This is a genomic window from Caballeronia sp. NK8 (assembly GCF_018408855.1).
In the GTDB taxonomy this organism is placed as follows: domain Bacteria; phylum Pseudomonadota; class Gammaproteobacteria; order Burkholderiales; family Burkholderiaceae; genus Caballeronia.
Map to the genome: position 1 here is coordinate 519,921 of NZ_AP024325.1, position 24,840 is coordinate 544,760.

Below are 24,840 nucleotides of genomic sequence, written 5' to 3' on the forward strand. Positions count from 1 at the left end.
CTCATTTTCCCTTCGAATTCTGCGCGATGGCTTCGTCGGTTTCCCAGCCGCCGCCGAGCGCGCGGAAAAGGTTCACCTGATCGATCGCGACCTGACTTTCCGCCGCCGCCACCTGCGCCGCGACGCCCGTCAACGTACGCGTCGCATCGAGATCATTGAGAAAGGATTCGCGGCCCGCGCGATACAACCGATTGGTTTCATCCGCCGACTGAATCGCGGACTTATAGGCGGTGCGCAACGCGTCGGCGCGCGTGGTATCGGATGCATAGGTCGCGAGGCTGCTCTGCGTTTCCTCCAGCGCCTTCAGCACGACGCCGTCGAAACGCGCGAGCGCGCCGCTCGTCGCCGCTTCGGCCTGATGCACGCGGGCGCGCTGACCGTTGATCGGAAAGCTCCAGCTGATGAGCGGCCCGAACGCCCAGCGGTTCGTGTTCGCGCCGAACAGATCCTCCGCGATACCGACCGATCCCACCGACGCGCCGAGGCTCACCGACGGATACAGCGCCGCCGTCGCAACGCCGATGCGCGCGGTCGATGACGCAAGCTGACGCTCCGCCTGACGCACGTCGGGGCGGCGCTTGAGCAGCGCGGCGCCATCGCCGACGGGAATCGGTGCGCGTAGTTTCGGCAGCTTCTTGCAGGCGAGGGCGGCTTTCGGCAAGTCGGACGGCGCGCGCGCGAGCAGCATCGCGAGCCGATATTGCGCGACGCGGCGGCGCGCGACGAAGCGCGGAATGTCGGCGGCGAGCGTGTCGGCTTGCGTCTGTCCGCGCGTGACTTCCGACTGATTGCCGCGGCCCGCATCGCGCAGACGTCGCGTGAGTAGCACGCGCTGCTTCTGCAAGTCGAGCGACTTGCGCGCGATCTCCAGTTCTTCCGCCGCCGAGCACGATTCGACATACGCGCGCACGACATCCGCGACCACCGTGACGCGCGCGAGATCCTGCGCGGCTTCGACGGCTTCATCGTCGGCGTTCGCCGCTTCGACACCGCGCTTGAGCTTGCCGAACAGATCGATTTCATAGGATATCGAAAGATCGAGCACGCCTTCATTGACGACTGGAAGCTTCTCCGTCAACAGATATTGCTCCGCCGATTCCTGCGCGCGCTGAAACGCTGCCGATGTCTTGCCGGAGAAACCGCCTTGCTGATTCGCGAATTCGACTTCGGCGCGCGAGCGTGCGAGATTCGCGGCGGCGACGCGCAGATCGGTATTCGACGCGAGCGCCTGAGTGACGAGCTGGTCGACGACGGGATCGTCGTAGAGACGCCACCATTTCGCGGGCACCGCGCCCTGCGTCACGGGCGCCTGATCGGCGCCGTCGATGGCTGCGTTCGCATAGGGCGAGTTGCGCGCGGCGTTCTCGGGCAGCGTGTAGTCCGGTCCGACGGTCGTGCAGCCGATGAGCGCGATGGCCGACGAAACGGCAATGGCGATAGCTTTCATTGCGATGCGCCCGACACGCTCGAAGTCGGTGCAGGCGCGGATGCCGGAGACGTCTCCGACGCCGCGCGCTTGCCGATCTTCGGCCCGATGCCGCGCACCGACACCGTCGCCGTGCGGCCCGCGATCATGCGAAAGTCCGCCGGAATCTCATCGAGCGTCACGCGCACCGGAATGCGCTGCGCGAGACGCACCCAGCTGAACGCGGGATTCACGTTCGGCAGCAGACTCGGGCTTTGCTGGCGATCGCGATCCTCGATTGCCGCGACGATGCTCTGCACGTGTCCGCGCAGAATGCCCGGCTCGCCCATCACCTTGATATCGACCGGCTGACCGATATCGATGCCGCCCAGCTTCGTTTCCTCGAAATAGCCGTCGACGCGGAACGAATGCATGTCGACGACCGAGAGCACCGCGCGCCCCGCCGACACGAATTCGCCGACACGCGGCGCGCGATCGTTCAGATAGCCGTCGACGGGACTGACAATCTCCGTGCGTTGCAGATTCAGACGCGCGGTATCGATCGCGACGTCGGCATCGGCGAGCGCGGCGGTTGCCTGTTCGACGCGCGAATGCGTTTCCTCGACGACTTCACGCGCGACGAGATTGCCGAGCGCACGGTTGCGCGCATCTTCGCGGCGCGCCTGATCGAGCGTTGCGCGGCGTTGCTGCGCGCTCGCCTGCGCGTTGCGCAATGCCAGCGCATAGCGCGCCTGATCGATCACGAAGAGCACATCGCCTTTCTTGACCTGCTGATTGTCGACGACTTTCACCTCGGTGATGAGGCCGGACACGTCGGGCGCGACCTGGATCACGTCGGCGCGCACGTGACCATCGCGGGTCCACGGCGCGAACATGTAGTAATCGACGAGCTTCCACAACACGACGCACGCAATCGCGACGACGATGAGCGTAAGCAGAATCTGCCCAATAGAGAACCAGGTTTTTTTCACGAGATGAGCCGCTGCGAAACGATGACGACAACACCCAGCACCAGAACATAGATGCCGAGATCGAAAATGGAACGGTGCCACACGAGGCGATAGAAGCCGACGCGCGCGAGCACGGTGCGGATCGCCAGATTCACGAGATAGGCGATGAACATCAGCACGAGCACGGCGGGCACGAACACGCCGAGAATGTCGATTTCGCCGATCATGTGTGGCGCTCCGGTGTAGAAGGTGTCGCGGGCGGATGCAGCGACAGGCGCATGCCGACCAGCGCGTGCAAGGTATCGCGCAACCATTTCTCCGCGACGACATCCTGTGCGTTCGTGATCGCGCGTGACGTGACCTGCGCGCTCGCGGTATCGATGTTGTGGATGAGTTCAGCCGGCACCGGCTGACGCGCGCGCCGCGCGATGCACAGTTCGAAGTAATGGCGCAGTGCATCGAGCACGATGTCGACGGAGCTCTGCAATTCGACCGGCAGCTTGCGGCGCGTGCGGCGCAGATCGAGCGCATTGAGCGCGACGCGGAAATCGCGGAAGCTCTCGATCGACGGATGGCGATGCGAGTCCGTCGCGGCGTGACGCGGCAGAAGTTGCATCAGTCTGTCGAGCATGCGCGCATAGAGATTGCGTTGATCCTCGATCACTTCCGCAGACGACGCGCTCAACACGATATCCGCCCAGGCCGAACGCGTGAGCCGCGCGGCGGCGAGTTCGGCGCCGAACGGACGCGTCATGCGCGTCCAGATGAACGCGAACAGCAGGCCCGCGACGCCCGCGAGATTGCTGTTGATGAACACGAAGAAGTTCGCTTCATAGGCGCTTTGAATGCTGATGAAGGTCGCGGTGTTCACCGCCGTGAGCATCGTCACGAGCGTGAAGCGCGGCCTTGGAATCAGCGTGCCGATGATCAGGAACGGCACCGAGAAAATCAGCACGAGCATCGGAAAGTCGTGTACGTGCGGCAGGACGGCGAATACATAAAGCCCGGCGAACACGACACTCATGCAGGTCGCGAGAAAGAACGTGAACACTTGCGGCGCGGGTTCGTCGAGCGCGGCGAAGAAGCAGCACGCGACGGCGGCGAGCGTCACGGCGCCGGCGCCATCGTTCCAGCCCGATTCGATCCATAGCCCGCACGCGACGATGATCGCGCTCACCGCGACGCCCGTCGAAAAGAGCATCATGCCGCGATCGAAAAAGCGCGCCGTGCCGCCGAGACGCCAGTGGCGGAAATGCGGCCGCCATTCGCTGGTTTCGTTGAGAATCGCGGCGCGCAACGCGCGAATGTCCTGCCATACGTCGATGACCTGGCCGAGACGCCACAGCGCATTCGACAGCAGCGCGCCGTCCGCGCTCGCGAGCGCTTCGACGGATGGACGCATCGCATGGATGCGGTCGCGCAGCGCATCCGGCGCGCGGTCGTTCTCGATGTCCTGCACAGCGCGCGGCACGGGCGAGCCGACCCACGCGGCCACGTCCTTGAGCAGCGTTTCGAGCCCTTCCGGATGCGTGCCGTGCTTGGCGATGAGTTCGATGAGCGGATCGGCCATCGACGAAATCAGCGGCAGAAAGATCTGCATGCGGCCTTGCAACGCGCGCGCCCGGCGGATGATGTCGGGGCGCGTGTGATCGTAGGTCAACTGGCTCAGCAGCAGTTCGAGCCCGTTGACGGTCGCCGCGAGCCGCTGGCGCGCCGCCGAGATCGATGCGCCCGCGACATGGCCGGAGAGCGTCTCGCATGCGTAGAACGCGGCGTCGCGAAACCATGCGTCCGTTCGTTCGATGAGCGTCGGCGCGAGACGGCTCGGAAACACCGCGCTGCCGACGACGCTCGCCACCACGATGCCGAGCACAATCTCTTCGGTGCGCGTGATGGCGAGATCGAAGACGGTCGTCGGATTGGTGACGGCGGGCAGGGCGATCAGCGGCAGCGTGTAGCCCGCGAGCAGAAAGACATAGCTGCGCGCGCTGCGGTCGAACATCGAGAGATAGAGCAGCGTGCCCGTCCACAACGCGACGATCACGCTGAAGAGAAACGGCGACTCGACGAACGGCGGCACGATCAGCACCGCCCCCGCCGCGCCGATCATCGTGCCGAGCGCGCGATAGAGCGCCTTCGAGCGCGTCGCGCCGACGAACGGATTCGAGACGATATAGACCGTCGCCATCGCCCAATAGGGACGCGGCAATTCGAGCGCGAGGCCGATATACAGCGCGATCATCGCGGCGGCGAAGGTCTTCGCGGAAAAGAGCCACTCGCGCGCGGATGGAAAGGACATGGCGCTAGGCTCCGCGCTTTGCGGCGGAGCGGGCCGGCTTCGCGGGTTCGTCGACCGCTTCGAGCGCGGCGAGCAACTTCGCGTCGGGCGACGCGCCGAACGCGTTGAGCACGCGCAGCGTCGTTTCGAGATCCTCGCGGCTCACGCCTTTCAGGAGCCGCGCACGCAGTGTGACGAGGCGCGCTTCCATGCGCGCGGTGACGGCGCGGCCTTCATCGGTGAGCGTGATGGTATTCGCGCGCTTGTCTTCCGGATCTTCGTCGCGGCGCACCAGCCCCGCCGCGCAGAGTTGATCGAGCAGGCGCACGAGCGACGGCCCTTCGATGCCGACATGCTCCGCGAGCGTCACCTGGCGCACCGCCTCGCCGAGCCGGTTGGCCGTGAGCAGCGGCACGGCGCACGCTTCCGACACACCGTACGAAGCGAGCACGCCGTGACTCGTGCGGCGCCAGCGTCGCGCGGCCAGCACGAGCGTGCTGCTCACGGAGCGGCGCAGAATGTCGAGTTGGGTCATGCGGCGGGATTATAGCGAGAAGTCGATTCGTTAGCATCCTATCGACTTATGTTTTTTCTTTCAGAACGTGTACGGCGATACGGCCGCCGGGCACGCAAATTGTCGTGCTATCTTTTCGGCTCGACCATCCCGAGCGCGCCACCATGCCGATCGCCTATCTGCGGGGCCTGACCTCGCCCAGCCGCACCGACTCCGCGAACCGGCGCCTGGGTTGCGCGCTGGCCTTCGTTGCCGGCGCTGCGAATGCGGGCGGCTTTCTGGCTGTCGGACAATACACGTCGCACATGTCGGGGCTCGTTTCTTCGATCGCCGATAACCTCGTGCTCGGGCAGGCCGCGTTCGTCTTTTCCGCGATCGGCGCAGTGGGCGCATTTCTCGGCGGCGCGGCCACGTCGGCGGTGCTCATCAACTGGGGACGACAGCGGCGCGCGCACAGTGTATTCGCCACGCCGCTGCTGCTCGAAGCCGCGCTTCTGCTCGTGTTCGGCGTGCTCGGCGCGAATCTGGAAACGCATCGCGTGTGGGACGTGCCGTTGACCGTCGCGCTGCTGTGCTTCGTGATGGGCCTGCAAAACGCGATGATCACGAAGATCTCGAAGGCCGAGATCCGCACGACACACGTGACGGGTCTCGTCACGGATATCGGCATCGAAATCGGCAAGAGCCTGTACTGGAACCGTGGCGTCGCGCGCGATGACGCGGGCTACGTGCGCGCCAATCACGCGCGTCTCGCGCTGCTGAGCGCGCTTTTCGCAATGTTCATGCTCGGCGGCTTCGCGGGCGCGATCGGCTTCGCGCATCTGGGCTTCGCGACGACCGTGCCGCTTGCCGCGCTGCTCTTGCTGTTCTCGTCAGTGCCGCTTGCGGACGATCTTGCTGCGGGCCGGCGTCGCGCGCGCCGCTGATCTCACGGCGATTGCGCGGCCTCCGCGACGATCCAGTCGCGAAACAGCTGCATGCCCGGCGAGAGCCGCCGCGACTTGAGCCACGTGAGCCAGTAGCTGCCGGTTTTCACTTCGATATCGAACGGGCGCACGAGCAGGCCCGCCTGCAATTCGCGCACGAACATGCGCGGCGGCGCGAGTGCGACGCCCGCGCCTTGCACCGCGGCTTCCACCATCAGGCGCGATGAATCGAACACTGGGCCGTTCATCGTCCACCTTTCGAGGCCGGCGGCGTCGAACCAGTCGGTCCAGTCGTCGGCGCGATAGGAGCGCAGCAGCACTTCGTTCGCGAGATCGGCCGGCGTGCCGAGGCGGCGCGCGATCTCGGGCGCGCAGAGTGCTGCGAGTGGCGCATCGAGCAGCAGCGCATTCTGGGTAGCGGGCCAGATGCCCGTGCCGAAGCGGATCGCGAAATCGAGCCCTTCCGACGCTGGATCGACGAGATTGTTATGCGTGAGCAGCCGCAATTCGACGAACGGATGCGTCTCACGAAACGCTTTCAGCCGTGGCATCAGCCAGCCGACCGCGAACGTACCGACCACGCCGACGGTCAGCACCTCATGAAAATGCCCGCCTTCGAATTGCTTGAGCACGGCTTCGATGCGGCCGAACGCGTCGCTCAGCACGGGCAGCAGGGCGCGGCCTTCATCGGTGACGTGCAGGCCGCGCGGCAGGCGTTTGAAAAGCGGCGTGCCGAGCCGCTCTTCGAGCGCGCGCACTTGCTGGCTGACGGCCGCCTGCGTGACGTTCAGTTCCTGCGCGGCGCGCGTGAAACTCAGGTGCCGCGCGGATGCTTCGAACGCGCGCAGCGCATTCAGGGGAAGATGAGGGCGCATGGCTCGCATAAGATTTTCTATTGCCTGCGGCAAATTATCCTCGATTGTCGAAGCGCGAAAAAGAGCGGATATTTCGCTTCGTTCCAATCATGCAAACCAGAACGAAGGATCAAGACGATGAAGTTTCGTGCGCTGAGTCTGTTGGCGACAGCCATTTTTTCTTTTGGCGCGATATCGCGCGCCGCGTATGCCGGTGACGCGGACGCAATCCAGTCGACCGTCGATGAGACCATCAAGCCCTTGATGGCGCTGCACGGCATCACGGGCATGGCGGTGGGCGTCGTTGTGCAGGGCAAGCCATACGTGTTCGACTACGGTCTGGCGTCGAAAGCGACGAAGCAACCCGTGACGCGCGATACGCTCTTCGAACTCGGCTCGATCAGCAAGACGTTCACCGCGACGCTTGCGTCCTACGCGCAGATCGAGGGCGATCTCTCATTGAGCGATCCGGTGAGCAGGCATCTGCCGTCGCTCGCGGGAAGCGAGTTCGGCAAGGTCACGCTGCTGAATCTCGGCACGCATACGCCGGGCGGGCTGCCGCTGCAAGTGCCCGACCAGGTTCACGACAATGATCAGTTGATGAAGTACTTCCGCACGTGGCGTCCGGCTCAGCCGCCCGGCACGATCCGCACGTATGCGAATCCCGGCATCGGCACGCTCGGGCTGATCACCGCGAAGAGCATGCGGCAGGACTTCGATGCGCTGATGCAGACACGTCTCTTTCCCGCGCTTGGTCTGAAGCACAGTTATATCGACGTGCCCGCTTCGAAGCAGCGCGACTATGCGCAAGGCTACGCAAAAGATGACGCGCCGATCCGCATGAAGGGAGGCGTGCTGTCCTCGGAGGCGTACGGCGTGAGATCGACCGCCGCCGACATGACGCGCTTCCTGCAGATCAACATGAACATGGTGCGTATCGATCCGGCGTTCCAGCGCGCCGTCGACGCCACGCACACGGGCTATTTCCGGGCCGGTGCGATGACGCAGGACCTCATCTGGGAGCAGTATCCGTATCCGGTCGCGTTGCAGGCGCTGCTCGACGGAAACTCGGCGTCGATGATCATGAACGCCACGCCCGTCACCCGCATCGAGCCGCCGCAAGCGCCGCGCGACGATGTGTGGATCAACAAGACCGGCTCGACCAATGGGTTCGGCGCGTATATCGCGTTCGTGCCGAAGGAGCGCGTGGGCATCGTGATGCTGGCGAACCGGAACATCCCCAATGAAGAGCGCGTGAAGGCCGCGTACGCAATCATCACATCGCTCGTCCAGAACCAGTAAAGCAATGTGCGTCCGCACATCGAAATAGATCGATGCACATGCATCCGGCTCGTTCATCGGGCCGTATGTCATGTTGGAGACGCCGCACCCTCATGCCTTTCACTCAGGTCCTTCGATCCGGCCTCCGCTTGCTTGACGCCAGCGTGAGCGCATCGTCGGACCGTATCTTCGGCCTTTCGTCCGCGCCTTTTCATATCGTTCGGAATGTTTTCGGAGAAAGGTCATGTCGAATGCCAAACCTCTCATTGAGACGCTGGATCGTCGTGTCGAGCGGCGCGAGCGTCGCCGTCAGTTTTTCAGGAACGCCGGAGGCCTGGGGTTGGGGCTGGTCGGCGGCACATTGATCAGCGCTTGCGGCGGCGGCTCCGGCGATAACGCGAACGCGAATTCGAGCGCGCCCACGGACGCGGAGATCCTCAACTTCGCGCTCAATCTCGAATACCTCGAATCGCAGTTCTACTCGTTCGCAACGACCGGTGCGGGGCTGGCCGCGAGCATGACAGGCGGCGTCGGAACGATGGGCACGGTAACCGGCGGACAGCAAGTGCCGTTTCAGGACCCGGTGGTGAAGGCCTATGCGAACGAGATCGCGAAGGACGAACTCGAGCACGTGACGTTCCTGCGCTCGGCCCTCGGCGGCTCGGCGGTCGCGCAGCCGGCGATCGATATCGGCGGGACCGATCCGAACGGCGCGTTCTCCATGGCCGCGCGCGCAGCGGGCCTCGTGGGCGCGGGCGTCGCGTTCAATCCGTATCAGGACGACAATAACTTTCTGCTCGGCGCGTTCATCTTCGAGGACGTCGGCGTGACCGCGTACAAGGGCGCGGCGCCGCTCATCAGCAACAAGACCTATCTCGAAGCGGCCGCGGGCATTCTCGCCGCCGAGGCTTATCACGCGGGTCTCGTACGCACCGTGCTCTATGCAAAGGGTATCCAGATGGGCAGCCTCGTCACGGCCGCCAACGCGATATCGAAAGCGCGCGGCAGTCTCGATCACGTCGGCACCGACGATCAGGGCATCACCGGCGCGACGCCGGGCTCGTCCAACATCGTGCCGCTCGACGACAACGGCCTCGCGTTCAGCCGCAACTATGCCAACGTGCTCAATATCGTGTATCTGACGAGCGCGTCGACGACCAAGGGCGGCTTCTTCCCGAATGGCGTCAACGGCACGTTGCACATGAGCGCATAGCGACGCTTCGTGATTCGCAAGGGCCCGTGACATACTTCGCCATTGGCCTTTGCACGTCACACGAATGCGTATCGATCCCTACAGTCTCGAGCTCTTCATCTCGGTCGTCGAGGAAGGATCGATCGCGCGCGCCGCGAGCCGCAGTCATATCGCGCCTTCGGCGTTGAGCAGACGCATCGCGGATCTCGAAGCGGCGATCGGCGTCGCGCTGCTGATCCGCTCGCCGTCGGGCGTGCAACTGACCGAAGCGGGCCAGCACGCGTATTCCAGCGCGCGTTCCATCCACGGCCAGCTCGAAGGTATGGCGCGCGAAATCCAGTCGATGAGCGGTCAGATCGCGGGCGTCGTGCGTTTGCATGCGAACGCATCGGCGATCGTCGGCTTTCTGCCGGAGCGGCTCACGCGGTTCAAGGCGTGCTATCCGCTCGTCGAGATCGCGCTGACCGAGCAGATCAGCGATGAAGTCATCCGCGCCTGTCTCGACGATCGCGCGGACGTCGGCATATCGGCGAGCGCGAAGACGCCCGCGGGCCTGGACGCGTGGCACTTCGCCAGCGATCCGCTCATGGTCGTCCTGCCGCACGCGCACGAACTCGCGCAGGCCGACGCGCTGAGTTTCGCCGAAGTCACGCGCTTTGCGCTCGTCGCGTTGCAGGCGGGCGGCTCGCTCGATCAGACCTTGAAGGAGCACGCCGACGCCGCGCGCCTGCCGCTCAACGTGGCGGTCACCGTCAACAGCTTCGATGCGCAGTGCCGCATGGTCGAGGCGGGGCTCGGCATCGGCATCGTGCCGACGAGCGCGGCGTCCGCGTTCGCGGGCTCGCGCAACTTCGCGCGCGTGCCGTTGCGCGAGGCGTGGGGCGGCGGCCGTTGCCTGCGCGTGCATGCGCCGCGCAAGTCGTCGCGCCTGAAGGCGGTGCAGGCGCTGATCGATATCCTCATCGACGGCAAGGGTTAATACGGACATCGCATCTCGCGATGCCCCCTGTGACGAACGAACACTTCGTGTATGCGCGCGTGTTCTTCTAGATTGGCATCGAAGGAGAATGCGATGACCAATCTGGATGTGAGCGGACGAGTCCTGTTTCTGTGCGCGGACCCGGCAAACGTCGAGCGTCAGCTCGCGGGCGAGGACCTGACGCCCGATGAAGCAGGCGCGCTGCGCGACGATGTTTCCACCGACGAAATCACGCCCATCAGCGTGCTCACGCGTTTCGACGAACGTCTCGGCCAGTGTCCGTATGTGGGCTTTCATGCGGGCGGGCGCAATCCGGTGGGCATCGATGCGGTGCGCGCCGGCCGCTTTCAGGTGACGGTCGCGGGCAATCGATATGGCAAGGGATCGTCGCGCGAGCATAGCCCGCTCGCGGAATATCACGCGGGCATTCGCCTCGTGATCGCGCGCAGCTTCGAGCGGATCTATCGGCAGAACGCGGACAACCTCGGGCTTTTCACGTCGACGGATTTCGGCCTGATCGAGCGAATCCGGCGCGGCGAGGCAATCGATATCGACGAGCTCGTAGCCGGTCGCGATCCGCTCGCCGCCGCGATCCTGAAGAGCGGCGGGCTGTTGCGCTATGGAAAGCTGCATATGCAACGCGTCGGCGCTGGCGCGACATCGCGCGATGACATGCCGCGCACGCTGGTCGAAAAGATTCTCGCGCGCCATGCGTTGATCACCGATGCCACGAACGCCTCGCTCGAACCGGGCAACGGCATCTTCGTGCGCGCGGACTGGCGCTTCATCCACGAGTACTACACCGGCATGGCGGCGCACATGTTGCATGCGGCGTTCGGGCGTCCGCTGACGCTGCGCGAACCGCGCAGCATGCTTGCGTTCGAGGATCATCTTTCGTATTCGCATCGCAGCGAACTGCATATCAGGAATGGCTTGCTGCCGAACGTGCGTGAATTGTCGGAAGCCCATCGCGCCTTCGCGCATGACTACGACGTGCGCAATCACGGCTATCTGAGCGAAACGAAAAGCGATATCGACGAAGGCTCGGAAGGCATTTCGCACGCGATGATGGCCGAGCGCTACGCATTGCCGGGGCAGGTCGTCGTCGGTACGGATTCGCATACGCCGCATAGCGGCGCGCTCGGGTGCGTCGCGTTCGGCGTCGGCACGACGGACATGGCGAACGCGTTCGTCACGGGCGCGGTGCGGATGACCGTGCCGCAATCGTTGCGTATCGATCTGACCGGCCCGATTCCCGAAGGCGTGACGGCGAAGGACATCGTGCTGCACTTGCTCGCGGATTCGCGCATCCGCGCGGGCGCGGGCGTCGGCAAGGTGTTCGAATTCGCGGGCACGGCCATCGCGAGCCTGTCGACCGACGAGCGCACGACGCTCACCAACATGACCGCCGAACTCGGTGGCTTCACCGGCATCGTCGCGCCCGACGATGAAACCGTGCGCTTCCTGAAGGAGCGGCGCGGCATCGACTTCACGATCGAGCCGTGGATGCGCAGCGACGCAGGCGCGCGCTATGCCGATGTGATCGAAATCGATTGCGCGCGTCTCTCGCCGATGCTCGCCGCGCCCGGCGATCCCGGCAACGGCGTCGCGCTTGCCGCGCTCGGTCAAAGGCCGCGCATCGATATCGCCTACGGCGGTTCATGCACGGCGGGCAAGCGCGAGGACTTCGATCACTATCACGATGTGCTTTCTTGGGCTGCCGCGCGCGGCCTGCGCGTGCCGGATCACGTGAAGCTCTATCTGCAATTCGGCACGCAGGACGTGCGCGACTATTGCATCGAGAAAGGCTATGTCGATGCGTTCGAGCGCGTCGGCGCGATTCTGCTTCAGCCATCGTGCGGCGCGTGCGCGAATTGCGGGCCGGGTTCATCGACCGACGCGCAGCAAGTCACGATCAGCGCGATCAATCGAAATTTTCCGGGCCGCTCGGGTCCGGGCAAAGTGTGGCTCGCAAGCCCGCCGACCGTCGCGGCGAGCGCGCTCGCCGGCAGCATCGCTTCGTTCGCGGAATTGCAGCACCGGTTCACGAAGTAAGCACGATCGAGCCGCCATCGATGCGGCATCAAAGATACTTACAGGAGACAGCAATGGCCATCATGCAGGGCACTTCGCGTCTGCACGACGCCCCCGGCGTCGCGCTAACGGATGCGCCCGCGCTCGCGGACACCGCGGGCATTTCGGCGCGCCTCGACCGGCTTCCCGCGACGCGCGCGGTGTGGAAGCTCGTCTTTCTGCTGAGTCTCGGCTTCTTCTTCGAACTCTACGATCTGCTCTTCACGGGTTACATCGCGCCGGGCCTCGTGAAGAGCGGCATTCTCACCGCAACGACCGCGGGCCTGTTCGGCACGACGGGCGTCGCGAGCTTCATCGCCGCATTGTTTTGCGGGCTGTTCATCGGCACGATCGCGTGCGGCTTTCTCGCCGACCGCTATGGACGTCGCGCGATCTTCACGTATTCGCTGCTGTGGTACGTCGCGGCCAATACCGTGATGGCGTTTCAGGACACGGCGCTCTGGCTCAACTTCTGGCGTTTCGTTTCGGGTTTGGGCATCGGCGTGGAGCTGGTGACCATCGGTACGTATATGTCGGAGCTCGCGCCCAAGCATCTGCGCGGCAGAGCCTTCGCCGTGTGCCAGGCAATCGGCTTTTCCGCCGTGCCCGTGGTCGCGTTTCTCTCGTATCTGCTGGTGCCGCGCGCGCCGTTCGGCTTCGACGGCTGGCGCTGGGTCGCGATGGCGGGCGGCGTGAGCGCGCTCTTCGTCTGGTATTTCCGGCGCAATCTTCCCGAAAGCCCGCGCTGGCTTGCGAGCAAGGGCCGTGTCGAGGAAGCCGATGAAGTCCTGCGCCGCCTCGAAGACAAGGTCGCGTTGCAGTATGGCAGACCGCTGCCCGCGCCGGGACCGTCCGACCCGATTGCCAGAAAGGCCGGTTTCGCCGACATGTGGAAGCCGCCGTATCGCACGCGCACGGTGATGCTCATCATCTTCCATATCTTTCAGACGGTGGGATTCTACGGTTTCGCAAACTGGGTGCCGACGCTGCTCGTCAGGCAGGGCGTGACGGTGACTTCGAGCCTGCTTTATACGACCGTGATCGGGCTCGCCGCGCCGCTCGGTCCGTTGCTTGGCTACTGGATCGCGGATCGTTTCGAACGCAAGCATGTGATCGTGTTCATGGCGGGCGTGAATATCGTTGCGGGCTTGTTGTTCAGCCAGGCTTCGGCGGCGGTGATGATCGTCGCGCTTGGTGTGATGCTTACGCTTGCGGGCAACATCATTTCGTTCACGTATCACACGTATCAGCAGGAGCTTTATCCGACGATGATCCGCGCGCGTGCTGTCGGTTTCGTGTATTCGTGGAGCCGGCTGTCGGCGGTGTTCAGTTCGTTCGTGATTGCATTCGTGCTGAAAGAGGCGGGCGTGACGGGTGTATTCGGGTTCATCGCGGGCGCGATGTTGCTCGTGATGCTGTCCATCGGTTTGATGGGACCGCGCACGCTCGGCAAGTCGCTCGAAAGCATTTCTCACTGAGCGCGTGATTCACGCGTGCTAACCCCCGCACGCGTGAATCAGAAACTGCTGCACGGCGGTCGACGGCGTGCTCAACGTCGCGCCCTTGCGCCAGATCATGCCGGCTTCCATATGAGGAATGGCATCGTTCACGGGCCGCGCCTCGATGCGCTTGCCTTCTAGCGACCACGGCCGAAACACCATATCCGACAGCACCGTGACACCAAAGCCGTGCGCCACGAGCCCACGCAGCGCTTCCATCGAACTCGTTCGAAACGCGATATTCGGCTCGATACGCTTCTTGTGCCAATAACGCATCGTCGATTGCTCGCCTTCATCGACGGTAATGAGGATATAAGGATGCGCGGCGATATCCTTCAACGACACCGCCTGCTGCCGCGCGAGCGGATGCGACGGCGCGACCCACAACTGCCGGCGCGAGCGCATCAGCACCTGACTGTCGAAGCGGTTCGGCCGCTGCAGATTCGATAGCAGCACCACGCCGATATCGACATCGCCATTCGCGACCGCGTCTTCGATCTGCGGCCGCTCCATGTCGCGCAGATCGAAATCGATGTACGGATACGTCGCACGAAAGCGCGCCAGCAATTCCGGCAAAAAATACCCGAGCACCGTATAGGACGCCGCGATGCGCGCGACCCCGCGCATGTCGTGCGCGCGAAACGGCGTCTTGTGCAGCGCGTCGCGGGCGGCGTCGAGAACGCGGCGCGCATGGTTATGGAAATCCTGGCCATCGGGCGTCAGTGCGACACCTTGCGGCAGGCGCTCGAACAGCTTCGTATCGAGCGCGCTTTCGAGGGCCAGAACTGCGTTCGTAATCGCCGATTGCGACACATGCTCGTTGGCCGCCGCCATCGAGAACTGGCCGGTTTGCGCGGCGGCCACGAAATAGCGCAATTGTCGGAGCGTGAGATCGAAGGCCATCTGATTTTCGAATACCAGAGTTGTTTATTCGTGATTTTACGATGGCAAATCGGCTTTCTATACTCGCCAAAAAAGACCATTCCCGAATCTGGAGACACGCCCCCATGAATGCACCCGATCGCGCCGCCCTAGCCGCCGACGTTTCGCTGGACGACAAATACACGCTGGAGAAAGGCCGCGTCTATATCAGCGGCACGCAGGCGCTCGTGCGTCTGCCGATGCTGCAAAAGGCGCGCGATCGGAGGGCGGGGCTGAACACGGCCGGGTTCATCTCGGGCTATCGCGGCTCGCCGCTCGGCGCGCTCGATCAGTCGCTGTGGAAAGCCAAGCAGCGTCTGAAGGACAACGACATCGTCTTTCAGCCGGGGGTCAACGAGGATCTCGCCGCGACCTCGATCTGGGGCACGCAGCAGGTCAATCTATGGCCCGGCGCGACGCGCGATGGCGTATTCGGCATGTGGTACGGCAAGGGTCCGGGCGTGGACCGCACCGGCGACGTCTTCAAGCACGCGAATTCGGCCGGCACCGACAAGCACGGCGGCGTGCTCGTGCTAGCGGGCGACGATCACGCGGCCAAATCGTCGTCGGTCGCGCATCAGTCGGATCATGCGTTCATCGCGGCGGGCATTCCGGTGCTGTATCCGTCGAATGTTCAGGAGTATCTCGACTACGGCCTGCATGGCTGGGCGATGAGCCGTTATTCGGGTCTGTGGGTCGCGATGAAATGCGTGACCGACGTGGTCGAATCCACCGCGTCGATCGATCTCGATCCGGACCGCGTGGAGATCGTCACGCCGACCGATTACGCGGTGCCCGAGGGCGGCCTCAATATCCGCTGGCCCGACTCGCCGCTCGCGCAGGAAGCGCGTCTGCTCGACGAAAAGTGGTACGCGGCCCTGGCCTATGTGCGCGCCAACAAGCTCAATCGCGTCGTGATCGATTCGGACAAGCCGCGCTTTGGCATCATCACGGCGGGCAAGGCCTATCTCGACGTGCGTCAGGCGCTCGTCGATCTCGGGCTCGACGATGCAACCTGCGCGCAGATCGGCTTGCGCGTGCTGAAAGTGGGCTGCGTGTGGCCGCTCGACGCACAGGACGCGCGCGCCTTCGCGACGGGTCTCGAAGAGATTCTCGTGGTCGAGGAAAAGCGGCAGATTCTCGAATACGCGTTGAAGGAAGAGCTATATAACTGGCGCGAGGACGTACGACCACGCATCTACGGCAAGTTCGACGAACGCGACAACGAAGGCGGCGAATGGTCCGTGCCGCGTGGCGACTGGCTACTGCCCGCGCATTACGAGCTATCGCCGGCGCTGATCGCGAAGGCCATCGCGCGGCGTCTTTCGCGTGCGGATCTTCCCGACGATGTGCGCGCCCGCATGCTTGCGCGCGTCGAAACCATCGAAGCGAAAGAGCGCGAGGCGATCAAGCCGCGCGTGGATGTCGAGCGCAAGCCGTGGTTCTGCTCGGGCTGTCCGCACAATACGTCGACGCGCGTGCCCGAAGGTTCGCGCGCGCTCGCGGGCATCGGCTGCCATTACATGTCGATGTGGATGGACCGCAAGACCGAGACCTTCAGCCAGATGGGCGGCGAAGGCGTTGCGTGGATCGGCCAGATGCATTTCTCGGGCGACAAGCACGTATTCGTCAATCTCGGCGATGGCACATATTTCCATTCGGGTTTGCTCGCGGTGCGCGCGGCGATCGCGGCGAACGCGAACATCACGTACAAAATTCTTTATAACGACGCCGTGGCGATGACCGGCGGCCAGCCCGTCGACGGCGTGCTGACCGTGCCGCAAATCGCGCATCAGGTGCATGCGGAAGGGGCGAAGCGCATCGTCATCGTGACGGACGAGCCGCAGAAATACGATGCGAAGATCGCATTGCCGGAAGGCGTCAACGTGCATCATCGCGATGAGCTGGATCGCGTTCAACGCGAACTGCGCGATACGCAGGGCACGACCATTCTCATCTACGATCAGACGTGCGCGACGGAGAAGCGCCGCCGCCGCAAACGCGGCACGTATCCCGATCCGGCACGCCGCGCGTTCATCAACGACGCCGTGTGCGAAGGTTGCGGCGATTGCTCGGTGCAATCGAACTGCCTGTCGGTCGAGCCGCTGAACACGCCGCTCGGCACCAAGCGCAAGATCAATCAGTCGTCGTGCAACAAGGACTTTTCGTGCGTGAACGGGTTTTGCCCGAGTTTCGTGACGGCTGAAGGCGCGCAGGTTCGCAAGCCGAAAGCCGCCGCGGGCGCGAAGCCCGATTTCGACAGCCTGCCGTCGCCGGTCTTGCCCGCGTTGTCGAAGCCTTACGGCATTCTCGTGACGGGTGTCGGTGGCACGGGCGTCGTGACGATCGGCGGTTTGATCGGCATGGCGGCGCATATCGAGCGCAAGGGCGTGACCGTGCTCGATATGGCCGGTCTCGCGCAGAAGGGCGGTGCGGTGCTGAGCCACGTGCAGATCGCACCCGAGCCGCGGGCGCTGCATGCGACGCGCATCGCGACGGGCGAGGCGCGCCTCGTGATCGGTTGCGATGCGATCGTGTCGGCGTCGAACGATGTGCTCTCGCGCACGCGGCACGGCATCACGCAGGCCGCTATCAACAGCGGCGCGACCCCGACGGCCGAATTCGTCACCAATGCACAATGGACCTTTCCCGCGACGCAGACGGAGCAGGCGTTGACGGACAGCATCGGCGCGGGCTGCGAATTCATCGATGCCAACGCGCTCGCGCTGAAGTTGCTCGGCGACACGATTTATTCGAATCCGCTGTTGCTCGGCTTCGCGTGGCAGAAGGGCTGGTTGCCGCTGGAGCTTTCGAGCCTGAAGCGCGCGATCGAACTGAACGGCGTGGCGATCGAAAAGAACCTCCTCGCGTTCGACTGGGGACGCTTCGTCGCGCAACACGGCGTGGGCGAACTCATCAAGCCCGCGCAACACGCGATCGTGATGAAGATGCCCGAGTCGCTGGAGAACGTGATTGCGACGCGTGAAGCGTTGCTGACGGCGTATCAAAACGCGGCTTATGCGCGGACGTATCGCAGCGTGGTCGAGCGCATCCGCGAAAAGGAAAAGCCGCTGAATGCGAAGCTGCCGCTCACGCGCGCGGTCGCGGTGAATCTCGCGAAGCTCATGGCCTATAAGGACGAGTACGAAGTCGCGCGTCTTTATGCCGATCCCGCGTATCTCGGCAAGCTGCGCGAGCAGTTCGAAGGCGAGCCGGGCCGCGATTACAAGCTGATGTTCCATCTCGCGCCGCCGATGTTCGCAAAGCGCGACGAGCACGGTCATCTCGTGAAGCAGCGCTTCGGCGCGTGGATGCTGCCCGCGTTCCGTGTGCTCGCGAAGATGAAGGCGCTGCGCGGCACGTCGCTCGATGTGTTCGGCAAGACGGCCGAACGCCGCACGGAGCGTCGGATGATTGCGGATTACATCGCACTGGTCGATGAATTCTGCGCGACGCTCGATGAAGCTCGCTTCGATGCCGCGTTGCAACTTGCGAAGCTGCCCGACGAGATTCGCGGCTTTGGTCATGTGAAGGAGCGCAACATGGCGGCGGTCGAGAAGAAGCGCGAGCGTCTGATCGGAAGTTATCGCGCGCCGGTAGAAATGGCGGCGATGGCCTGAGAGCCGTAGACATCGCGGGCGGCGGCGAGCAATGCCTCGACCTTGACTTCGGTTGCGAGCGAGGGCAGCCGGCCGCCCGCCTCACGTTGCCGAAGTCGTCCATCCACGAGTTTTATGCGCGCCTTTCTGACGCCGCTGCCTGCGATGGGACGGGAGGCGCGCGATGAATCGATCGCGATCGCGCGGCGGCTTGATCGTTGGTTTTGGGTTGGGGGGCGGTAGCGGTATCTTCCAAGACGGCGGTTCAACATGATGTGCTTCAGGTTGCGCTTCCCGTTGAACTGGCTTTCTTGACGTTCTGTGACAACATTGATTCGTAACGCGAAGTATTCTGGCAACTTATGAATCTCGGAGCCAGAATATGTACCCAGCCTTGTCGTATGCGGTAGATGAGCCTTCATTGGCCTGGGACAATGCGAAGAGGCCACGATCTGCCGGTCTATTCGAAATTCGCCCGCCAGCTGTATCGATCGATGCGCTGCCCATCTATGACACGGATCTAGATACCGTTATCGGCTATCGTGAGGAGTTCGCCGGCGTATCCCACATCTATGCGCTGGACGGAAGCATCCAGATAAGCGAGAAGCCATTGGAGTCTCCGCTGTTCGATCCGTTCGATGCGTTGTTCATCGTAGGCGGATTATGGAGAGCCGGGCTTCGAGGCTTCACTGAGTGGGGAGCGAGAGGCGTAGGTGTGGCGCTTGGTCAAGCTACCTTGTTTGGCTTGCGAACCCGGTACTACGCACTCTTGCAACAGCCGTTGCGTTTTGCCGCGACGCCCCTCGCACATATGTCAGAAGCAGGGCGCTACGTGCCGGTTCACATCCTAAGGCTGGCAATCAGGCATGGCAAACGCTTTTCCGACCCCAAGGGCCATTCCGGCATTTTTCAATATACTTGTCCGATGGTCCGCAATGGCACGCGATACGTTCTCGACGTGGTCGTTCGAGAGCGCGATTACACAGTTCTTCACTTCGCTTATAAGCACATCAAATGACGCCGCCCACGATCCACACTACGGCGCATGTCGAATCCCATGCTCGAGTGCAATGGGACAGCGAGGGCTTTACCGTACATTGCGAGATCGACTATCTGCCGTCGGCTTCGTACAAAACGACGGGCAACCTGAGCGAGGCACTCGAACAGCGCTTCGCTATCGTTCCTGCGACCTATGTGATTACAGCCGGAACGCTATCGATGCTGCTTGATTCGGAAAAGCGGATCACCGAATTCGATTTCTATACCAATCCCACAGAGTGGGCGAAAGCCACTTCACCTTTTTTCGATGCGATTCCTGGAACGCCGCATATCGACGCGATATTCGATGACAACGGACACAGCGAAGCGATGCGTGATCCGGACGTTCTCTACGAACCTCGACGCGGCACGCTTTATCTGTCGTGGGGCGATGCATTGCGCTGGCATGGGGTAGCTCAGCAAGTAGCACTGGGGGTAGGGCCCGATAACCGTCTGGCGCAACTTCGGATCGATGGTCTGTTCGTTGAAGCAGAGAAGCTGGAACCAAAACGCCGGTGGACGAGACTATTCCGCGCCTGACGGCCCAGATTGCTGACCCACCCCGTATGATGTCGTTCCACACACGAAAAACGGAGACAGCGCATGAAAGGCGTTCATAAGCTCGCCGTCGTCGGGATCGGCAAGATCGCGCGGGATCAGCACCTGCCCGCGATCGCCGCGCAGCCGGGGTTCGAACTCGTCGCGTGCGCGAGCCGCAACGCCAGCGTCGAAGGCGTGCGCAACTATCCGGATATCGACGCGCTGCTCGCCGCCGAGCCCTCGCTCGATGCGGTGTCGCTGTGCGCTCCGCCTCAAGTGCGATACACGCAGGCGCTCGCCGCGCTCGAAGCGGGCAAGCACGTCATGCTGGAGAAACCGCCCGGCGCGAGCGTGAGCGAGGTCGAAGCCCTGCATGACATCGCGCGGGCGCGCGGCTGCACGCTGTTCGCGTCGTGGCATTCGCGCGCGGCGAGCGCTGTCGAACCGGCGCGCGCATGGCTCGCGTCGAAAGAGGCGGGCGCGATTCGTTCCGTCGAAGTGCGCTGGAAGGAAGACGTGCGCCGCTGGCATCCGGGACAGCAATGGATCTGGGAGCCGGGCGGCCTCGGCGTGTTCGATCCGGGCATCAACGCGCTCTCGATCGTCACGCGCATCCTGCCGCACGAAGTCGCGTTGCGCGCGGCCACGCTCACGGTGCCGAGCGATACGTCCACGCCGATCGCAGCCGAACTCGATTGCATCGCGACCAACGGCGCGCCGGTACGCGCAGTGTTCGACTGGCGTCACGGTCCCGTCGAAGAGTGGGATATCGATATCGATACCGACGCGGGCCGCCTGTCGATGCGCGAAGGCGGCAAGCGGCTTTCCATCGCGGGCAAGGAGATCGATCTCGGGCGCGAGCGCGAATATCCCGCGTTATACGAGCAATTTCACGCGCTCATCGAAACGAAGGCGAGCGATGTCGATGTGCGTCCGCTGCGTCTCGTCGCCGACGCGTTTCTCACCGGACGGCGCATCGAAACGGAAGCATTCGGGCGCTGATCTCAGGTGCTCTGCCGCTCGATGATGGTGAAGCCGGTATCGATACGCACATCGGCGGGCGGCGCATCGGCATTGAAGCGTTGCAGCAGCGCCTCAGCCGCCTTCATGCCGATGGTCGCGCCATCGATACGCACCGTCGACAGCGCCGGATAGACATGCGCCGCCGTGCTGAGATCGCCGAAACCCATCACGGCGATATCGCGCGGCACATCCATGCGGCGGCTCGCGGCTTCGGCGAGCACGCCTTGCGCGAGCGTATCCGAACTGCACACGACGATTTCAGGCGCACCCGATGCCAGCATGCGGCTCAGTCCTTCGCGCCCCGCCTGCAAGGTCGCGGGCGCGGGCAGCACTTCGAACGCGGGCTTCGCGACCCGATGCTTCGTCAGCTCGCGCCTGAGGCTTTCGCAACGCCGCAAGCCGCGCGGATCGTCGACGGACACGATGCCGAACCTGCGATAACCCTTCGCCAGCAAGTGTTGCGCGACCTGCTTGCCCACCGCCTCATGCGAGAAGCCGATCATCATGTCGATCGGCTTGTCCGTCAGATCCCATATCTCGACGACCGGAATGCGCGCCTTCGTGAGCCGCTCGATCGTCGCCTTGCTGTGACTCGTTCCGGCGAGCACGATGCCATCGGGACGGCGGCCGAGAATGGCCTCGACGAGCGCTTCCTCGCGTTCGGGCGAATACGCGGTCAGGCCGAGCAAGGTCTGATAGTTCGATGACGTCAGGCCGTCCATCAGCGCCTGAACAGTGTCGGAAAATATCGAGTTCGCTATCGTCGGCAGCAGGATCGCGACGAGGCGGCTCTTGCTGCTCGCAAGTCCGCCAGCCAGCATGTTCGGCACATAGCCGGTCTTGCGCACCGCTTCGAGCACCTTGCGTTGCGTGTCGCTGCGCACGAGTTCGGGCCGGTTGAGCGCACGCGAGACGGTCATCGGCGCGACGCCGGCCACGCGCGCGACATCGATCAGCGTGACGCTTTCGCCCGGGCCCGATACGGCATTTTTTCGTTCGAGTTTCTTCACCATCTCAATCGTCCCGTGCGCGCTCTCGTTCAATCATCGAATTAGACCACGCGCAACAAGGCGCGCGGCGGCGTCAGTGTAAACCATGATGATTGCGCAACCATTATCGCTTGAATGATTGCGCAATCATTGTATCATCCAGTGCATATATCGATGCCGCCAGACTCAGGAGACGCCTTGGAAACCGCACTGCCCACCACGAAGCGCACCAACGTGCGTTGGCTCATCCTCGCGATGATCTTCATCGTCACCGTGTTCAACTATGTCGATCGCGCGACCTTGTCGATCGCCGCTCCGAGCATGCGTCACGAACTCGGCTTCGATGCGCTGACGATGGGCATCGCGTTCTCAGCGTTCGGCTGGGCGTACACGGGCATGCAGATTCCGGGCGGACTGATCCTCGATCGCTTCGGTGCGCGCATGGTGCTGGGCGTGAGTCTCATCGTGTGGTCCGCGCTCACGTTCATGCAGGGCTACGTGCATCTGTTCGCGTCGGCGTTCGTCGCGCTGTTCGTGATGCGGTTCCTGATGGGCATCGCGGAATCGCCCGCGTTTCCGTGCAACAGCCGCCTCACGGTGATGTGGTTTCCGAGCGCCGAGCGCGGTCTCGCTACGTCCGTCTTTCAGCTTGCGCAGTACTTCGCGCTCGCCGTCTTCACGCCGATCATGACCTACACCGTCAGCGCGTGGGGCTGGCATTACGTGTTCTATACGACGGGCGCGGTCGGCATTCTGATCGGCTTGTGGTGGCTCAAGGCGGTGCGCGAACCGCAGCGCGATCATCGCGTGAATGCGGCCGAGCTCGATTACATCGCGGCGGGCGGCGGCCTGCCGAAGATGGGCGACAGCCCGCAGCCGTTCAGGTGGAAACAGGTCAGCGCGATTGCGGCGAACCGCATGATGATCGGCATCTACATCGGCCAGTTCTGTCTCACGTCGATCACCTGGTTCTTTCTCACGTGGTTCCCCACCTATCTGATCGAAGCGAAGGGCATGTCGATTCTCAAGGTCGGTATGGTCGCGGCGTTGCCGGCGATTGCCGGTTGCGTCGGCGGATTGATCGGCGGCGTGTGGTCGGACTGGATGTTGAAGCGCGGCTTCTCGCTCACCGCCGCACGCAAGACGCCGATCATCTTCGGCCTCGTGCTGTCGAGTTCGATCGTCGTCGCGAACTATGTGCAGTCGACCTCCGTCGTGATTCTCGTGATGTCGATCGCGTTCTTCGCGAAGGGCGTGGGCAATCTCGGCTGGTGCATCGTCGGCGATGTATCGCCGAAGCACGCCATGGGCATCAGCGGCGGCATCTTCAACTTCTGCGGCAATCTGGCGAGCATCGTCACGCCGCTCGCGATCGGCTGGATGATCAAAGAGACCGGCTCGTTCGAAGTCGCGTTGACCTATATCGCGACGCTCTCGCTGATCGGCGCGTTCGCTTATCTCGTGATCGTCGGCAAGCTGCAGCGGCTCGACCCGGACGAGCGCGACGGCGCATCCGGCGAGCGCAGCGCGCCCGCAACACTCGAACCGCGCCACGGCAACTGAACGCGCACGCACTCACTTCATCAAAGGACACGCTTCATGAACACGACCTCGCTCATCAACGGAACATCGCACGATCAGATCAAGTGGATTCGCATCGCGTCGACCTTTCTTCCGCTCGCCAATCCGATCAGCGACGCCAAGGTGCTGACGGGCCGTCAGAAGCCGATGACGGAGATCGCGATGCTGTTCGTCGAGATCGAAACGGCCGACGGTCATCGCGGTCTCGGCTTCAGCTACTCGAAGCGCGCGGGCGGCCCCGGCCAGTTCGCGCATGCGAAGGAAATCGCGCCGGTGCTGATCGGTGAAGATCCGAGCGATATCGCGCGCCTGTGGGACAAACTGGCGTGGGCGGGCGCATCGGTGGGACGCAGTGGCATGGCCGCGCAGGCAATCGGCGCATTCGATGTCGCGTTGTGGGATCTGAAGGCGAAGCGCGCGAATCTGTCGCTCGCGAAGCTGCTCGGCGCGCATCGCGATTCCGTGCGCTGCTACAACACGTCTGGCGGCTTTCTGCATACGCCGCTCGATCAATTGCTCGTGAACACGGACGCGTCGCGCGAGAAGGGCATCGGCGGGATCAAGCTGAAAGTCGGCCAGCCGGATTGCGCGCTCGACATTCATCGCGTCGCGACCGTGCGCAAGCATCTTGGCGACAGCTTCCCGTTGATGGTCGATGCAAACCAGCAGTGGGACCGTCCGACCGCGCAGCGCATGTGCCGCACGTTCGAGCAGTTCAATCTGATCTGGATCGAAGAGCCGCTGGATTGCTACGACGCCGAAGGCCACGCCGCGCTCGCCGCGCAATTCGATACGCCGATCGCGACCGGCGAGATGCTGACGAGCGTGTCCGAGCATTGGGACTTCATCCGCCAACGCGGCGCGGATTACCTCATGCCGGATGCGCCGCGTGTCGGCGGCATCACGCCGTTCCTGAAGGTGGCCGCGCTCGCGGATCATGCGGGTCTGATGCTCGCGCCGCACTTCGCGATGGAACTGCACGTGCATCTCGCGGCATGCTATCCGCGCGAGCCGTGGGTCGAGCATTTCGAATGGCTCGAACCTTTGTTCAACGAGCGGCTCGAAACGCGCGACGGCCGCATGATCGTGCCGACGCGGCCGGGCCTCGGATTGACGCTGAGCGATCGGGTCGTGGGATGGACCGCGCAGGAAGCGGAGATCGGCGCGCGTGGCTGAG

At 63.6% G+C, this 24,840-nt stretch carries 21 protein-coding genes; 12 read left to right on the plus strand and 9 right to left on the minus strand.

All coding sequences use genetic code 11. The features are described from left to right. Position 1: 1 nt before the first annotated feature. Genes NK8_RS27790 through NK8_RS27810 form a run of 5 tightly spaced genes read right to left on the minus strand, consistent with a single transcriptional unit; the run spans position 2 to position 5,189 of the window. On the minus strand, positions 2–1,447 hold the full coding sequence (locus tag NK8_RS27790) for an efflux transporter outer membrane subunit (protein WP_213232953.1): 1,446 nt from the start codon (positions 1,445–1,447) through the stop codon (positions 2–4). Beyond that, on the minus strand, positions 1,444–2,397 hold the full coding sequence (locus NK8_RS27795) for an HlyD family secretion protein (RefSeq protein ID WP_213232954.1): 954 nt from the start codon (positions 2,395–2,397) through the stop codon (positions 1,444–1,446). The genes NK8_RS27790 and NK8_RS27795 overlap by 4 nt, the downstream gene beginning before the upstream one ends. Next, positions 2,394–2,603 carry a DUF1656 domain-containing protein gene (locus NK8_RS27800; protein WP_162069905.1) on the minus strand — a complete coding sequence of 70 codons (210 nt, stop codon included), beginning with the start codon at positions 2,601–2,603 and terminating at the stop codon, positions 2,394–2,396. The genes NK8_RS27795 and NK8_RS27800 overlap by 4 nt, the downstream gene beginning before the upstream one ends. Continuing rightward, entirely contained in the window at positions 2,600–4,675 is a 2,076-nt protein-coding gene (locus NK8_RS27805; RefSeq protein ID WP_213232955.1) for an FUSC family protein, read from the minus strand. The genes NK8_RS27800 and NK8_RS27805 overlap by 4 nt, the downstream gene beginning before the upstream one ends. A 4-nt stretch (positions 4,676–4,679) precedes the next feature. Then, a complete protein-coding gene (locus tag NK8_RS27810; protein WP_213232956.1) occupies positions 4,680–5,189 on the minus strand; it encodes a MarR family winged helix-turn-helix transcriptional regulator in 510 nt (169 codons plus the stop codon). A 143-nt stretch (positions 5,190–5,332) separates the two neighbouring features. On the opposite strand from NK8_RS27810, the gene NK8_RS27815 reads away from it, so the two are divergent. Next, a complete protein-coding gene (locus tag NK8_RS27815; protein ID WP_162070911.1) occupies positions 5,333–6,094 on the plus strand; it encodes a YoaK family protein in 762 nt (253 codons plus the stop codon). A gap of 2 nt (positions 6,095–6,096) precedes the next feature. Here the strand turns inward: NK8_RS27815 and NK8_RS27820 are convergent, their stop codons facing one another. After that, complete coding sequence (locus NK8_RS27820; RefSeq protein ID WP_301549906.1) at positions 6,097–6,978, minus strand: LysR family transcriptional regulator; 882 nt, start codon at positions 6,976–6,978, stop codon at positions 6,097–6,099. A gap of 108 nt (positions 6,979–7,086) precedes the next feature. On the opposite strand from NK8_RS27820, the gene ampC reads away from it, so the two are divergent. The 5 genes from ampC (at position 7,087) to NK8_RS27845 (ending at position 13,951) form a co-directional block, all read left to right on the plus strand. Further along, a complete protein-coding gene (ampC, locus tag NK8_RS27825; protein WP_213232959.1) occupies positions 7,087–8,250 on the plus strand; it encodes a class C beta-lactamase in 1,164 nt (387 codons plus the stop codon). Between the two features lie 223 nt (positions 8,251–8,473). Further along, positions 8,474–9,442 (plus strand): ferritin-like domain-containing protein, encoded by a 969-nt coding sequence (locus tag NK8_RS27830; protein ID WP_061179878.1) that lies wholly within the window; start codon positions 8,474–8,476, stop codon positions 9,440–9,442. A gap of 64 nt (positions 9,443–9,506) precedes the next feature. Further along, entirely contained in the window at positions 9,507–10,400 is an 894-nt protein-coding gene (locus tag NK8_RS27835; RefSeq protein WP_213232961.1) for a LysR family transcriptional regulator, read from the plus strand. A 93-nt stretch (positions 10,401–10,493) separates the two neighbouring features. Then, a complete protein-coding gene (locus NK8_RS27840) occupies positions 10,494–12,455 on the plus strand; it encodes an aconitase family protein (RefSeq protein WP_213232963.1) in 1,962 nt (653 codons plus the stop codon). A gap of 53 nt (positions 12,456–12,508) precedes the next feature. Beyond that, on the plus strand, positions 12,509–13,951 hold the full coding sequence (locus tag NK8_RS27845; RefSeq protein WP_162069898.1) for an MFS transporter: 1,443 nt from the start codon (positions 12,509–12,511) through the stop codon (positions 13,949–13,951). An 18-nt stretch (positions 13,952–13,969) separates the two neighbouring features. Here the strand turns inward: NK8_RS27845 and NK8_RS27850 are convergent, their stop codons facing one another. After that, positions 13,970–14,875 carry a LysR family transcriptional regulator gene (locus NK8_RS27850; protein ID WP_162069897.1) on the minus strand — a complete coding sequence of 302 codons (906 nt, stop codon included), beginning with the start codon at positions 14,873–14,875 and terminating at the stop codon, positions 13,970–13,972. Positions 14,876–14,979: 104 nt separating this feature from the next. Between NK8_RS27850 and NK8_RS27855 the strand changes: the two genes are divergently transcribed. Continuing rightward, positions 14,980–18,513, plus strand: a complete 3,534-nt coding sequence (locus NK8_RS27855; RefSeq protein ID WP_213232965.1) for an indolepyruvate ferredoxin oxidoreductase family protein — start codon at positions 14,980–14,982, stop codon at positions 18,511–18,513. On the opposite strand, the gene NK8_RS27860 is transcribed toward NK8_RS27855, so the two are convergent. After that, the gene (locus NK8_RS27860) at positions 18,477–18,851 is read right to left on the minus strand and encodes a hypothetical protein (protein ID WP_213232967.1); all 375 of its coding nucleotides are present in this window, start codon (positions 18,849–18,851) and stop codon (positions 18,477–18,479) included. The two genes, NK8_RS27855 and NK8_RS27860, sit on opposite strands and share 37 nt — an antisense overlap. Positions 18,852–18,874: 23 nt before the next feature. Between NK8_RS27860 and NK8_RS27865 the strand changes: the two genes are divergently transcribed. The 3 genes from NK8_RS27865 (at position 18,875) to NK8_RS27875 (ending at position 21,072) form a co-directional block, all read left to right on the plus strand. Then, positions 18,875–19,510 (plus strand): hypothetical protein, encoded by a 636-nt coding sequence (locus tag NK8_RS27865; protein ID WP_213232968.1) that lies wholly within the window; start codon positions 18,875–18,877, stop codon positions 19,508–19,510. After that, complete coding sequence (locus NK8_RS27870; protein ID WP_213232969.1) at positions 19,507–20,070, plus strand: hypothetical protein; 564 nt, start codon at positions 19,507–19,509, stop codon at positions 20,068–20,070. The genes NK8_RS27865 and NK8_RS27870 overlap by 4 nt, the downstream gene beginning before the upstream one ends. A 63-nt stretch (positions 20,071–20,133) precedes the next feature. Further along, positions 20,134–21,072, plus strand: coding sequence for a Gfo/Idh/MocA family protein (locus NK8_RS27875; protein ID WP_213232970.1), 939 nt, complete (start codon positions 20,134–20,136; stop codon positions 21,070–21,072). A gap of 2 nt (positions 21,073–21,074) precedes the next feature. Here NK8_RS27875 and NK8_RS27880 read toward each other — a convergent pair whose 3' ends face one another. Further along, positions 21,075–22,106 carry a LacI family DNA-binding transcriptional regulator gene (locus NK8_RS27880; RefSeq protein ID WP_213232971.1) on the minus strand — a complete coding sequence of 344 codons (1,032 nt, stop codon included), beginning with the start codon at positions 22,104–22,106 and terminating at the stop codon, positions 21,075–21,077. Positions 22,107–22,337: 231 nt separating this feature from the next. Here NK8_RS27880 and NK8_RS27885 point away from each other — a divergent pair, with 231 nt between their 5' ends. Together NK8_RS27885 and NK8_RS27890 are read left to right on the plus strand one after the other, a co-directional pair. Next, positions 22,338–23,645, plus strand: a complete 1,308-nt coding sequence (locus NK8_RS27885) for an MFS transporter (RefSeq protein WP_225936517.1) — start codon at positions 22,338–22,340, stop codon at positions 23,643–23,645. Positions 23,646–23,681: 36 nt separating this feature from the next. Next, positions 23,682–24,839 carry a mandelate racemase/muconate lactonizing enzyme family protein gene (locus NK8_RS27890; protein ID WP_213232973.1) on the plus strand — a complete coding sequence of 386 codons (1,158 nt, stop codon included), beginning with the start codon at positions 23,682–23,684 and terminating at the stop codon, positions 24,837–24,839. The last annotated feature ends 1 nt before the right edge of the window (position 24,840 follow it).

Excerpts from the sequence above, each read along its gene's own strand:
- NK8_RS27850 (WP_162069897.1), bottom strand. The coding sequence starts at position 14,875 with ATGGCCTTCGATCTCACGCTCCGACAATTGCGCTATTTCGTGGCCGCC.
- NK8_RS27830 (WP_061179878.1), top strand. The coding sequence starts at position 8,474 with ATGTCGAATGCCAAACCTCTCATTGAGACGCTGGATCGTCGTGTCGAG.
- NK8_RS27790 (WP_213232953.1), bottom strand. The coding sequence starts at position 1,447 with ATGAAAGCTATCGCCATTGCCGTTTCGTCGGCCATCGCGCTCATCGGC.
- NK8_RS27880 (WP_213232971.1), bottom strand. The coding sequence starts at position 22,106 with ATGGTGAAGAAACTCGAACGAAAAAATGCCGTATCGGGCCCGGGCGAA.
- NK8_RS27855 (WP_213232965.1), top strand. The coding sequence starts at position 14,980 with ATGAATGCACCCGATCGCGCCGCCCTAGCCGCCGACGTTTCGCTGGAC.
- NK8_RS27820 (WP_301549906.1), bottom strand. The coding sequence starts at position 6,978 with ATGCGAGCCATGCGCCCTCATCTTCCCCTGAATGCGCTGCGCGCGTTC.
- NK8_RS27865 (WP_213232968.1), top strand. The coding sequence starts at position 18,875 with ATGTACCCAGCCTTGTCGTATGCGGTAGATGAGCCTTCATTGGCCTGG.
- NK8_RS27840 (WP_213232963.1), top strand. The coding sequence starts at position 10,494 with ATGACCAATCTGGATGTGAGCGGACGAGTCCTGTTTCTGTGCGCGGAC.
- NK8_RS27870 (WP_213232969.1), top strand. The coding sequence starts at position 19,507 with ATGACGCCGCCCACGATCCACACTACGGCGCATGTCGAATCCCATGCT.
- NK8_RS27835 (WP_213232961.1), top strand. The coding sequence starts at position 9,507 with ATGCGTATCGATCCCTACAGTCTCGAGCTCTTCATCTCGGTCGTCGAG.
- NK8_RS27810 (WP_213232956.1), bottom strand. The coding sequence starts at position 5,189 with ATGACCCAACTCGACATTCTGCGCCGCTCCGTGAGCAGCACGCTCGTG.
- NK8_RS27885 (WP_225936517.1), top strand. The coding sequence starts at position 22,338 with ATGATCTTCATCGTCACCGTGTTCAACTATGTCGATCGCGCGACCTTG.
- NK8_RS27890 (WP_213232973.1), top strand. The coding sequence starts at position 23,682 with ATGAACACGACCTCGCTCATCAACGGAACATCGCACGATCAGATCAAG.
- NK8_RS27875 (WP_213232970.1), top strand. The coding sequence starts at position 20,134 with ATGAAAGGCGTTCATAAGCTCGCCGTCGTCGGGATCGGCAAGATCGCG.
- NK8_RS27800 (WP_162069905.1), bottom strand. The coding sequence starts at position 2,603 with ATGATCGGCGAAATCGACATTCTCGGCGTGTTCGTGCCCGCCGTGCTC.
- ampC (WP_213232959.1), top strand. The coding sequence starts at position 7,087 with ATGAAGTTTCGTGCGCTGAGTCTGTTGGCGACAGCCATTTTTTCTTTT.
- NK8_RS27815 (WP_162070911.1), top strand. The coding sequence starts at position 5,333 with ATGCCGATCGCCTATCTGCGGGGCCTGACCTCGCCCAGCCGCACCGAC.
- NK8_RS27845 (WP_162069898.1), top strand. The coding sequence starts at position 12,509 with ATGGCCATCATGCAGGGCACTTCGCGTCTGCACGACGCCCCCGGCGTC.
- NK8_RS27805 (WP_213232955.1), bottom strand. The coding sequence starts at position 4,675 with ATGTCCTTTCCATCCGCGCGCGAGTGGCTCTTTTCCGCGAAGACCTTC.